The following is a 12,832-nucleotide window of genomic DNA, read 5'->3' on the forward strand; positions in this document are numbered from 1 at the left end:
AACCGACAAGTATACATCCATCGGTCAGGATGGTTCCTTGGTTAAGCTACGGATGACCTGCAACAGTGCAACCAAAACTCCCAGTAACATGAGTCCAATAGTCAACCATGGATTGCGCAACTGGTAATAGGCGTCGAGCCAAGTACCTAACCACGTGCTGAGACCAATAATGGCCAACATCTGGAAAGCAATTCCGGAATACTTGGCAAAAGCGCGAACGCGGCTAGAACCGGTAGATGGAGACTCGGGTGGGCTGGGCATGAGTGGAGGAAAAGGCAACTAGACAAAGTTACGACGTGGGCCGGGGAGCATTTGCCCCGGGAAAAACGTAATTTTACTGCTCCGCCTTCGTTAAGGAACTGGCGCGTGCGAACATTTTGGGTCGCGTCATGCGTTCCTTCGGCGACTGATTGCCCTCACTCCACTCTTTGGCTTTGATACAATATCTGTTGAACTACCGCTGGGCCGCGCTGCTCACCTTCCTTCTGGGGCTGGGCGCGGCGGGCTGCGCTTCGGACAAAAACCTGGTCTCGCACGCTTTTAACAACGTGGCTGCCAGGGACAATGCTTATTTTCTAGCTCGCCAGAAGCTGCTGGAGACAGAAGATAAACTCTACACCGGACGCATCAACGACTACAACCAGACGCTGCCATTGTTCCCGACGCTGGACAGCACGACCGTGCGCGCCAGCCGTACGGAGTTGAACGATATCATCAAGAAGGCGTCGATGCCAATTCAGCACCGGCCAGGTTCCGACTGGACCGATGACGCCTACATTCTGGTGGGCTGGGCCCGGTTTTATCAGATGCAGTTCGACGATGCGGCGATGACGTTCAAGTACGTCAACTCGACCAGCAAGGATGCTAATGCTAAACATGAGGCTTTGATTGGCCTGATGCGCACCTTCGTGGCCAAGAGTGAGATGGAAAATGCCAAGGCGGTTTCGGACTTACTGGATAAGGAAACCGGCCTGCCCAAGGATGCCCGCCAACTCTTCCTGACTCGGGCTGATTATTACATCCGTATCGACGAGCCGGCCAAGGCCATTCCGCAGTTGGAAAAAGCGATTCCGCTCATTGAGTTTAAGAATGAACGGTCACGGACGCGCTACATTCTGGCGCAGTTGTACCAGGATGCCGGCGAGACCAAGAAGGCGTATGAGCAGCTCAACCTCATCCTGGCCCGTAACCCGCCGTATGAGCTGGACTTTTTTTCCAAGCTGATGCTCGCGCAGGTTTCTGACCTGGACACGCGGAACCGGGCGCGGCTGGACAAGTATTTCGCGGGTCTGCTGAAGGACTCCAAGAACAAGGACTACCGCGACAAGGTGTACTACGAAATGGCGCGGATGAACTACCGCCAGCAGAAATATCCTGAAGCGCTCCAATTGCTGAACCAGTCCATAAAAGCCACCACTACCAACCGGTTGCAAAAGAGCTACACCTACTTGATGGCCGGTCGTATCTATTACGAAAACCTGCAGAAGTACCCCCTCGCAGCCGCCTACTACGACAGCACAGTCCAAAACCTGCCCAAGGAGGCCAAAGCCTACGCCGCCATCAAGGAACGTAGTGATGTGCTGAAGGATTTTGCCAAACAGTATACCATCATCGTAACGCAGGACAGCTTACAAGTCTTGGCCCGCTTGAACAAAGACGTGCTGGACCAGCGCCTCAACCTGTACGCCGATGCCGAGATTGCTGCGAAGCAGAAGGAAGCTGCCCGGCAGGCCGCGCTGCAAAAAGTCAATGATAAAGCGGCTGAAATTGCTTCCCGCACCACAAGCAGCGCGTCCAACTCGCTGAGTTCCCTATCGGGCACAGGCACAGGAGCTAGTGATGCTGCCGACCCAATGGCATTTGACCCAACTGCTGTGGCCGCGGGGGCAAAATGGTACTTCGACAACCCGGCCACGCTGGGCACGGCGCGAGCCGACTTCATTCGGAAGTGGAAAAACCGGCCGCTCCAGGACAACTGGCGCACCACCAGCCAAAGCGGCGCTTCGCCCAATACCCCGGCTAATGGCGACGCACCCCTGGCCCTTTCCGGCAATGGTGATGCCCGGGCAAACGCTGGCCGCAAAGACTCCGTCGCGGCTCCTGTTGACCCCAATGCAGAGAAAAACAACCTGGTAGCTCAGTACCGCAAAGACCTGCCTCTAACCCCCGAGATGCTTGCCGCTTCGGAAAAGCAGGTGGAAGCGGCACTGTATGAGCTGGCCGGCATCTACAAAGAGCAGCTGAAAGAGCGGGAGAAAGGCTTTGAGACTTACGAAAAGCAGGTGACCCGCTATGCCCGAGGCGAGCACGCGCCCGATGCGTACTACCTGCTCTATCTGTACAACAAAGACAAGCCCGACGCAGCCAAGATGGCCCAGTACGCGGCCGCGTTGCAGCGCGAGTTTCCGAAGTCTATCTACGCTAAGCTGATTGCCGACCCGCTGTATCGCGAGCACGAACTAGCTTTGCACAACGCCGTGGCTAGCCGCGTGGATTCGGCTTTCACTCACTACAAAAATCAGGAATTCCGTAAGGCAACGGCCGTGCTGGCCCGCACCGAAAAGCAATACCCGAAAAGTGACCTGACCGACCGGGTAGCCTACCTAAAGACTTTGCTAACCATTCGCACCCAGCCCCCACTGACGGCGCGCTCGTCGGTCGAAAAGTTCTATAAGGATTACCCCGAAAGCCCACTGGTGCCCCAGGCCATGGAGCTGGCTCAAACGTACTCCAAGCAAGGAGCCGGGCAGATAGCTGGGGCGCTGGCATCTACTGAAAAGCCTGTGGTCTCAGTGTTCCGACCCGGCGAAATCGACAACCGGATGCGCATTTTCTACAAGGCGAATGAAACGCCGGCCATTGCGCTTAATCCCGGCGCGACAGTTCCCGCAACTGATAAACCCGCACCGGGGCCTACAACCAAAACGGATGCCGCGACCCCGGCCGCCCCCACCGGTACGGCAGTTCCGGTACCAGCCCCGAAAGCTGGCAAGGCCACGTCAGCAGGCACGGTGCCAGCTACTACGCCGCCACCAGCCGCCACTCCGCCGGCTACGCCGACAACGAGCCCGGCGGTTCCGGCGACGACTCCCGCAACTGTACCTCCGGCTGCGCCCGGCACGAACCCAACTACCGCGCCGGCCCCCGCTGCTCCTGCTCCTTCAACGGCGCCCACGGCGGGAGCCAGCACAGCTTCCTCGGCTCCGACCACCGCTTACGTTACCCAATTGAGCGGGGCCCATGCGGTGGTACTGGTTTTTCCGAAAGCTTCGCCGGCGGCCACCAATTTGGCGACGCAGTTGGGTGCTTACAACAACCGGTTTTTCCGGGCTAGCAATTTGCAAATTGAGACACCTTCGCTCGGTGCTGACCAGGACCTTTTTGTGGTGCGGGTACTACCTGGCGCGAAAGTGGCTCAGAGCTACGCCACCAAGCTGCGCGGGCCGCAGTCGCCGCTTGCCAAGCTGCACGGGGCGGGTTACCAAACCCTGGTTATTAGTGTAGAGAACCTGGCCCTGCTGCAATCATCAGGAGATTTGGCCGGGTATTTGAGTTTTTACCAGCGCGTTTATAAATAAGTTTTTGCGGGTTGGAAGTAGCTCACAGCCTCCGGCCCGCGCCGGGGGCTTTATTTTTGCTTAATTATTCCGTCTTTGCTACTTATGCCAACCTCCTCCCCCGCCCGCCGTTCCAAACCGCAGCCCCTGAAACCAGTACGGAAGGGACGGTTTACGGCGTTTATCCGCACCATGTGGCTGCTATTTGGCATAGGCGTGGTGAGCCTGGCTTTCTTCGTGCTCGCCGTGAGCACCAACTTCTTGAACTTGTTTGGGCGCATGCCGAACCTGAAGACGCTGGAAAACCCGCGCTCCGAGTTGGCTTCCGAAGTGTACTCGGCCGATGGGGTACTACTCGGCAAATATTTCCGGGAGAACCGCACGCCCGTTGAGTTCAAGGACCTGCCCCAAAACCTGATTGACGCTCTTATTGCTACCGAAGACGTACGCTTTGAGCAACACTCGGGCATCGACATGAAGAGCGTATTCCGGGCTGTGGTGGGCGTGGCTACTTTTAACCGGAATGGTGGCGGCTCGACGCTTACCCAGCAAGTAGCCAAGGTGCTGTTCCGCACCCGGGGCGACCTCAACGACGGGGCGCTGAACGGCAACGGCAAGCTTGGCCTGCTCATCACCAAAGCCAAGGAATGGATTCTGGCCATTCGCCTAGAGCGCAACTACACCAAGCGCGAAATTCTGCGCATGTACCTCAACACAGTGGAGTACGGCTCGAATTCCTTCGGCATTAATACGGCCGCCAAAACCTTCTTCAACAAGCGGCCTAAAGACCTGAGTACGCCCGAAGCAGCCACTCTCGTGGGTATTGTCAACGCGCCGGGCCGCTTCAGCCCGGTGGTGCACCCCGACCGCTCCCGTCGGCGGCGCAACTGGGTGCTGCGCCAAATGGCCAAATCGCACTACATCACGATGGAGGAACTCGCAGCTGATACAGCCAAGCCAATTGTACTCCACTATTCGGTGGAGAATCCCAGCAAGGGTCTGGCGCCCTACTTCCGGTCGGAGGTGGCCAAGTCGCTGCTGGCCTGGGCCAGGGAAACCGACCATGACCTGTATGCCGACGGGCTGAAAATCTACACCACCATTGATTCCCGGATGCAGGAGTACGCCGAGAAATCGGTGGCCGAACACTTGGCGTTGCAGCAGAAGTGGTTCACCGCGCATTGGAAAGGCCAGCTGCCTTGGCGCGATGAGAATGGCAAGGTCATCCCCAACTTCCTGAACATTGCCATGCGCCGCACCCAGCGCTACAAGTCGCTGATGAACCAGTACGAGGGCAACCGCGACTCGGTGAACTACTACCTGCGCAAGAAGTACAAAATGCCGGTGTTTACGTGGCAGGGCGAGAAGGAAATGTTGATGTCGCCGCTCGATTCGCTGGCTTACTACAAACGCTATCTGCAAGCTGGTTTTATGGCCATGAACCCACTCAATGGTCAGATAAAAGCCTGGGTTGGTGGCCCGAACTACAAGTTCTTCAAGTTCGACCACGTGCGGCAGGGTAAGCGGCAGCCGGGTTCTACGTTCAAGCCCATTGTGTATACGGCGGCCATCGACCAAGGCTACTCCCCCTGCTATCCGCGCCCTGATGTGGCCACGACTTTCCCGGCGGTGGCCGGCCGGGCTCCTTACACGCCCAAGAACTTCGAGGGAGGCTATTCGGGCCGCGTGTTCACGCTGCGCCAAGCACTGGCCCGCTCCATGAACTCTATCACGGCTTGGCTGGTGCTGAAACTCACGCCCGAAACCATTGTCAGCTACGCCAAGCGTCTCGGCATCACCTCGCCCATTGAAGCGGTGCCGGCCATTGGATTCGGCTCTTCTGACTGTAGCATTTTCGAGCTTTGTGGCGCTTATGCCACATTCGTGAACAAGGGTATCTGGACCTCTCCTATCATGGTGACCCGCATTGAGGACAAAAACGGCAACGTGCTCCGCGAATTCGTGCCCCAAACCAAGGAAGTCCTCAGTGAGGAAACCGCTTACCTCATGACGTACATGTTGCAAGCCAGCACCACCGAGCCCGGCGGCACCAGCACCATTTTGCACACCGGCTTCAAGTTTCCCTATGAAATCGGGGCCAAAACCGGTACTACCTCCAACTACTCCGACGCCTGGTTCATGGGCATCACCCCGGACCTCGTGTGCGGCATGTGGATTGGTGGCGAGGACCGCAGCATTCACTTTCGCAGTGGTACCTATGGCCAGGGTGCCCGCCTAGCGCTCCCGCTCTACGGCCTCTTCATGCAGAAGGTGTATAAGGATAAGAGCATCGGTATCAGCACCGAGCCTTTCCCCAAACCCGCGACGCCACTCTCTATCGAAATTGACTGCTCGAAGTACTACGGTGGGCAGCGCGACACCATCCCCAACGACCAAAAGATGGCACCGGCCGGGCCGGAGGACCTGGACGACCAGGATATTTAGAGCGGATATAGTAATGCCTGGGGCGGAACATATCGATGTCCGGCCCGACTCGGCCTATCGACTTTCCTGACTCGACCTATTGAGTTGCGCAAGTTGATAGGCCGAGTTCATTTTAGGCAGCTTACCACCAACCATCCTTCCTGAATCCGTGTTACTACTCACCGCGTCCGCTCGGTTTGCGTAAGCGTTCTATCGTTCTTTTTTGCCCTCTCATGGCTGCCAAAGACTTCCTCCAAGACCAAATCCGCCAGCTGCCTCACAAGCCGGGCGTGTACAAATACTTCGACGACGAGGGCATTATCTACGTGGGCAAGGCCATTGACCTGCGCAAGCGCGTGAGCAGCTATTTCACCAAGCAGGACCACAACAAGAAAACCCAACAACTGGTCCGCAACATCAGGCGCATTGAATTTACCATCGTGGATTCGGAATCTGATGCCTTCCTGCTCGAAAACAACCTCATCAAGCAGCACCAGCCCAAGTACAATATCCTACTGAAGGACGGCAAGACTTACCCCTACCTCTGCCTCACCAACGAGCGGTTTCCCCGCCTCATCCCCACCCGTAATAAGACCAACGACGGCTCGCGCTACTACGGCCCTTACGCCAATGGCACGGCCCTGAACGTGCTGCTGGAGCTTATCCGGGCGCTGTACCCGTTGCGCACCTGCAACTACAACCTGAGCCCGCAAAACGTCGAAGCAGGCAAGTTCAAAGCCTGCTTGGAATTGCAAATCGGCAACTGCAATGCCCCCTGCATCGCCCGCGAAGAAGAGGCTACCTATAACGGCTACATCCAGCAAATCCGCCAAATCCTCAACGGCGACTTGCGCGTGCCCAAGCAGTATTTCCGCGACCAGATGGCCGCCGCTGCTCAGGAGATGCAATATGAGCGGGCCCATCAGTTCAAGATGAAGCTCGACAAGCTGGAAGCGTTTCAGGCCAAGAGCACCATCGTCAACGCCGCCCTCACCAATATTGACGTCTTTGCCATCGCCAGCAACGAGAAATCAGGCTTCATTACCTACTTGAAGGTGATGAACGGCTCGATCATCCTCACTCAGTCGTTGGAAGTGCAGAAGAAACTGGACGAAGAGGACGCCGAAATCCTGGCCCCGCTCATCATGCAGATGCGTCAGGATTTCGAAAGCGAATCCCGCGAAATCCTCACCAACGTAGCAGTAGAGCTGCCGCTACCCGGCGTCACCGTCGCCGTCCCCCAAATTGGTGATAAGCGCAAGCTGCTGGAGCTGGCCCTCAAAAACGTGCTCTACGCTCGCAAGGAGAAGGAAAGCATGAACGACCGCAGCAAAGACCTCAACGAGGTGCGCATCATGGAAACCATCAAGAAGGACCTACGCCTCACCGAGCTTCCCAAACACATCGAGTGCTTCGACAACTCCAACTTCCAAGGCGACAATCCCGTGGCTGCCATGGTGTGCTTTCGCAACGCCAAGCCCAGCAAAAAGGACTACCGCCACTATCACATCAAGACCGTAGTCGGTCCTAACGACTTCGACTCTATGTATGAAGTCGTGTCGCGCCGTTACCGTCGCCTCGTAGACGAAGGCGCCAGCCTGCCCCAGCTCGTCATTGTCGATGGTGGTAAAGGCCAGCTCAGCATGGCAGTCAAGGCCCTGAAAGACCTCAACCTTTGGGGCCAGATTCCAGTCATCGGCATCGCCAAGCGCCTCGAAGAAATCTACGTTCCTAACGACCCGCTTCCCCTATACATCGATAAGAAGAGCGAGTCCCTGCGTCTCTTCCAACGCATGCGCGACGAAGTCCACCGCTTCGGTATCACCTTTCACCGCTCCCGCCGCGACGCCGCCACCCTCAAAACGGAACTCACCGACGTCAAAGGCCTTGGTCCTATCACCGCCGAAAAGCTCCTGAACAAGTTCAAGTCAGTCAAGAAAATCCGCGAACTCACCAAGGCCGAGCTAATAGCAGAAGTGGGCAAAGCTAAAGCCAAAGTCCTGCAAAACTACTTTGCCGAAAACGAAGCCCCTGCTGCGCCCACACTTCAACCGACCACCCAAACATAAACAAAAAGCCCCGACCATAAACAGGTCGGGGCTTTTCATTCTCATAACGGGCTAAATCACAAAGGTCCGTTTCAGTCCGTTAAACGTGCGGTCTTTAGAAGCTCCACAGGTTATACTCATACTCTACCAAGTCAGCAGCAGTCTGCTGAGCAGCTAGGATACCTTGTTGAGCACCACCGTAGATATCATCCAGACGGCTGTCACCGGCGTTTGATACTTTGGTGATATAAGAGTTGAACAGCCAAAGTTCGAAGGCATCAGCCAGGTTCTTATGCTGCGCATCATTCTCCGCGTTGAACCAGATAGCATTCTGCGGATTGTTGCGGAACACTTTTACCAGGTCGCTGTACTTGAAGGTCCCAATCGGCTTCTCAATACCCGATACGTTCGAAGGTAGTGTTGAAGGAACCAGCAGGGTAATAGACTTGATATCATGATACATCCTCGACCGCTTTTTGTCGAAAATCATATCCTCCTTCAATTCCATTTCATATAAGTCTTTGGGACGGTATTCGTTGGCTGCCGGCTTCGGGGGGGGCGGGGGTGCTACTGCTATTGTTTCGTAGACGGTCTTGCCTTTCTTGTCTTTCAGCGGCTTACCATTGGCGCCCAATTTGGGCTGACGTACTGTTTTAGCAGCCGTTTTACCCTTTTTGGGAGCGGGAGTACCCCAGCCGTCGTCGCTTCCGCCGCCCAAGTCGCTCTCGCTGAAACCAGCTGCTTTTTCTTCGTCCGTCAGCTTAATTTCAGCATCAGCATACGACATGTTGCTCGACACTTCTTGCGCGTTGAAGGTAGAAGTAAGCGAATCGTTCTTGTAAGCCTGCAGCTCGCCGCGCTTCACCGCATCAATGATAATGCGGCTAATTTCCTTGCCTTCCGAGAACATTGGCTTGTTCTGCTTCTCGCGCAAATCCACTTGCCGCCAGATGCTCTTGCGGAACATTTGGTCGGAAGGCGGAATCGGTCGGTGTGAGCCCGTGCTGCTCGCCGTAGTGGCTTGCTCTTGGGCCGTAGCCGTCAGCGATAGCGACAAGCCCGCCGCTATGGCGGCCAACGTGTGAATGGATTTCATAACGAGCAAAAGAAAATTAGCTTCAGGATAATTCGCTAACGTGGCAACGCCACTATTATTATAGCAAGGGAATATTGAAAGTGCGTGATACGTTAACGGGCTCAATGTTACCCTGGAAGTTTTGGCGTTGCACGTCCTTTACTTCAACATACAGACGGTCACCTTCGCGATAGGCATTTACTACATCGCTCAAGTCAGCCTGTGGGCCCGAGACGGTTTTAGTTGGAATAGCCGGACGCTTCCCGCGCACCAACGTCACCTCGTAACGCGAAACGCGGAAACGAGCATCATCGGGGAGAAAAGTAGCAAAACCAGCATCAGGGATAGCCTTCAGGCTAAACGACCGAACGGCAGTGCCAGGAGTGCCCTGCTTATCATTAACCGGACGACCACCAGCAAATGCTTCGATTGTAGGCTTGGGAATGGGACGCACTTGGAAGGTTTGCGAGCCAATGGCATTTCCACCGCTACTTACGCTCAAGGTTACTTCTTTGGAGTTAGGCACCAACGTTACATCACCAACCTTCTCACCCGACATAACCGATGCCCCGGAAGCCGAGAAACCAGGCTTGTACTGAGCACCCAAGGCGGGTACTGATACCGTCAGCTTATTACCGCACTTGAAATACAATGCTTGCACCGAAGCCGACTGAATCTGCATTACCGGTTTGGTAATAGTGTATTCAACTTTCTTCGTGAAAGTGGTGTCCCGGCCGTTCTGGTTGAAGCGGATAGTTCCAGTCCAAGAACCTTTGGCGTTACCATCCTTGTCAAAGTTGCCAGGACGTGCCGTAAACTCAATTTTACCATGACCATCAGGACCGACTGAGATTGGCGAGCCATTTAAGGTCATCCGTGGACTGAGGCTTGAAGCCGATGCTGTGAGAAAAAGCTCGGCCTTGTATTTTGTACCAGCTGCTACCGTATTAGACTCAGCACTGGCAAAAGCACCTATTTTGTCGAACACAATGGTTTTGGCACCTACTTTTTCTGCTTGCTTCTGCAGAGCAGCTGATTCCAACTCCAAAATCTCAGTCTCTTTCTGAGAGATAGTTGCTAAGGCTGCTACTACGGGAGTATTTTCAAAGTTCAACTCCGCGAAGTTTTTGTCGCTTTGGTCTTTGGTTACTCGCTTATCTTCTTTACCGTCGAGTGCAAGGGGAGTGGCGTCCGGCACGAACTGCTTCATGTACTGTGCATACTCGTTCAGTTTGGGCTTGAGCGAGGTGTAAGCAATACCATTCCGCTTACCGCCAAGCATTGTGATAGCCACTTTATCCTCACCGCTCATATTCTTAATTTCAGGACCAGTGTTTTCCGTAGCCTTCAACAACTGCTCACGCACGTCACGTAGATAAGCTACGATGTCTTTGGTTTTCTGACGAATCTCTTCGCTCTGCTTCAACACGGCTTGGTCACGAGCCTGGTTTTGGTTTTTTACAACCGCTGCCTGAATGCCCTTTACAGTACCATCTGCCGCTAAAGAAGTCTTATCATTGACGCTCAGCAAGCTGTCGTCGATAAACTTGAACTTCAGCAAAATTGCTGAGTTCACTTGGAGCGCCAGAAGAGCCGTTAGCACGAGGTACATCATGCCAATCATCTTCTGCCGCGGGGTTTCTTTTCCGCCTGCCATTATCTGTTTCCTCTAATAATTGGATGAAGACTGAATTGCCGCTTGAGTAATGGTAATTATGCCTGCGCAGGAGCCCGCATGGCGTTCAGCATATTACCATACACACGGTTGAGCGAAGTCAGATTACTCGTCAGGTCAGCTACTTGCTTCTGGAACTGCTCAGTGTCTTTGCCAGCTTGCGTCATGTTCTCCATAGCGTGGCTGAGCGTTCCGTAGAATTGATTCATGGACTTCAGGTGCGTGTTGGCATCCTGCAATTCCATTTCGTAAACAGCATTTAGAGCGCCCAAGTTCTTGGTCACATTCTGAACTTGCATGTGGTATTCCTTGGCATCCGAAGTCGCATTCGACATTGCGCTAATAGCTTCCACCGTATTGCCATAAGCCACATTGATTTTGTCAAGTGAGTCAGCAGCCGAGCGTACTTTCTTCGTGTACTCGTCGGTCACATTGGTAGCCTCACCAAGCTGCGATAATTGCGAAGTCGTAGTGCTGAGGCGGTTCAAACCCTGACCTAGGCTAGTGAGAGCTTCGGGGGTGACATTAGCATTCTTCAGCATGTCATCCAGCTTCATAGTCAAGCCTTTGGCGTTATTATCAGCAGGCTGCTTTTTACCAGTTGAAGGGTCATATCCCTCATTCAATTCGGGGTAAACTAATGACCAGTCGGGCTCGTGAGCCTGTGGCTGGAATGCACTTAAAAAGAAGATAACGGCTTCCGTAAGCAAGCCTACAACAAGCATAGTGTCGGCACCGGCCCAGTGCTCAATTTTGAACAATGCACCAACAATAACAACGGCTGCACCGATGCCATAAATTTTGGGCATCACCGTATCATATAGAAAACTTCCTTTAGCTGCCATGAGAATTTAACTGTTGAGAAGGGTTGAAAAGGTGTTGGAACGGGGAGGATGGTTGAAAGATGGCGTCAGCCTATTTGAATGTTAGTTTAGGGAGCTATTGGTGCCCATGCCAATCTGAATCATGGAGCAGCGGAAGCCGATATATGACCGTGCAGAATCCTGATATTCGAAATTGCGGGTACCTGTTTCGAGGAAATAAGCAATGTCTTTCCACGAACCTCCACGAACTACTTTGCGAGGCTCATTATCATCCGGGTTGGTAGGGTTCAAGTCCCATACTACCGGCACCGAGGCCTCCATGTAAGCATCATCACACCATTCCGACACGTTGCCAGCCATGTCATATAGACCGAAATCGTTAGGAAAGAAAGAACCTACTTCCGAAGTATAGGCGAAGCCATCGGAAGCATAATCACCACGACCAGGTTTAAAGTTCGCAAGCATGCATCCTTTGGTGTTGCGTAGATAAGGACCACCCCAGGGATAGGTGGCTAAGTCGCGACCTCCACGGGCAGCGTACTCCCATTCTGCTTCGGAAGGAAGACGAAAGTTGGGGTCATTGGCCGAACCAGCTTCTTCGCGGGCCGCATTGCGAAACTTCGTGCGCCAATTGCAGAAATACTTGGCAGCAAACCAGTCTACGCCAACAACCGGATAATCATCAAAAGCTGGGTGCGTGTAATAGTACTCTAACAAGGGGTCGCCCATGTGGTAAGTAAAGTCTCGCACCCAAACCGTGGTGTCAGGATACAACTCCGTCATCACATACTCTTCACCCAATACGTCCAGCGAATCCTGTCTGATAGCATCGACAAACTGACGATATTCGTTATTAGTAATTTCCGTTTCATCCATGTAAAAGCCGGCAATAGTCACCTGCTTGTTCATATTCACCATTGAAGCGGATATATCTTGATCCGTCTGCCCCATGTGGAACGTGCCACCCGGACAAGGCACCATACCAAATGGAACCTCTTGAGGGTTAAAGAAAGGACGGTCATCTGCGCCAACTAAGTCGCCTGTAGGACCTTTGCTGAATCCACATCCACCTAATAATGCTCCGGAGATAGCGAAAAGGGATATTGCTAGAAGCTTGTTCATGAGGTTTAGAAATCTGTTTAATTACCGATACCGCTAAAGTACAGTTGGATGGTCTGACAAATCTACACTATTTTAGGAACCTGTGCAATAGCCATTTTTCGCTACAC

Annotated in this window: 8 protein-coding genes; 3 read left to right on the forward strand and 5 right to left on the reverse strand. The window is 53.9% G+C overall.

What is annotated here, in order from left to right; genetic code table 11:
• Window positions 1-24 precede the first annotated feature (24 nt).
• Window positions 25-261: an AtpZ/AtpI family protein gene (locus tag WX88_RS28685; RefSeq protein ID WP_046243986.1), complete on the reverse strand. Its 237-nt coding sequence runs from the start codon at window positions 259-261 to the stop codon at window positions 25-27.
• 167 nt (window positions 262-428) lie between these two features.
• On the opposite strand from WX88_RS28685, the gene porW reads away from it, so the two are divergent.
• From porW to uvrC, 3 genes are all read left to right on the forward strand, one after another.
• Window positions 429-3,578, forward strand: a complete 3,150-nt coding sequence (gene porW, locus WX88_RS08845; RefSeq protein ID WP_156176026.1) for a type IX secretion system periplasmic lipoprotein PorW/SprE — start codon at window positions 429-431, stop codon at window positions 3,576-3,578.
• A gap of 84 nt (window positions 3,579-3,662) precedes the next feature.
• Window positions 3,663-6,002, forward strand: coding sequence for a penicillin-binding protein 1A (locus WX88_RS08850; protein ID WP_231590661.1), 2,340 nt, complete (start codon window positions 3,663-3,665; stop codon window positions 6,000-6,002).
• 212 nt (window positions 6,003-6,214) lie between these two features.
• Window positions 6,215-8,050, forward strand: a complete 1,836-nt coding sequence (gene uvrC, locus WX88_RS08855; protein WP_046243988.1) for an excinuclease ABC subunit UvrC — start codon at window positions 6,215-6,217, stop codon at window positions 8,048-8,050.
• A 94-nt stretch (window positions 8,051-8,144) separates the two neighbouring features.
• Here the strand turns inward: uvrC and porN are convergent, their stop codons facing one another.
• The 4 genes from porN to porK form a co-directional block, all read right to left on the reverse strand.
• Window positions 8,145-9,125 (reverse strand): type IX secretion system ring subunit PorN/GldN, encoded by a 981-nt coding sequence (porN, locus tag WX88_RS08860; protein ID WP_052732508.1) that lies wholly within the window; start codon window positions 9,123-9,125, stop codon window positions 8,145-8,147.
• 58 nt (window positions 9,126-9,183) lie between these two features.
• Window positions 9,184-10,761 (reverse strand): type IX secretion system motor protein PorM/GldM, encoded by a 1,578-nt coding sequence (porM, locus tag WX88_RS08865; RefSeq protein WP_046243990.1) that lies wholly within the window; start codon window positions 10,759-10,761, stop codon window positions 9,184-9,186.
• 56 nt (window positions 10,762-10,817) lie between these two features.
• A complete protein-coding gene (gene porL, locus WX88_RS08870; protein ID WP_046243991.1) occupies window positions 10,818-11,624 on the reverse strand; it encodes a type IX secretion system motor protein PorL/GldL in 807 nt (268 codons plus the stop codon).
• An 81-nt stretch (window positions 11,625-11,705) separates the two neighbouring features.
• Window positions 11,706-12,725 carry a T9SS ring complex lipoprotein PorK/GldK gene (gene porK, locus WX88_RS08875; RefSeq protein WP_046243992.1) on the reverse strand — a complete coding sequence of 340 codons (1,020 nt, stop codon included), beginning with the start codon at window positions 12,723-12,725 and terminating at the stop codon, window positions 11,706-11,708.
• Window positions 12,726-12,832: the final 107 nt, after the last annotated feature.

This window comes from Hymenobacter terrenus (assembly GCF_000972495.1).
Classification (GTDB): domain Bacteria; phylum Bacteroidota; class Bacteroidia; order Cytophagales; family Hymenobacteraceae; genus Hymenobacter; species Hymenobacter terrenus.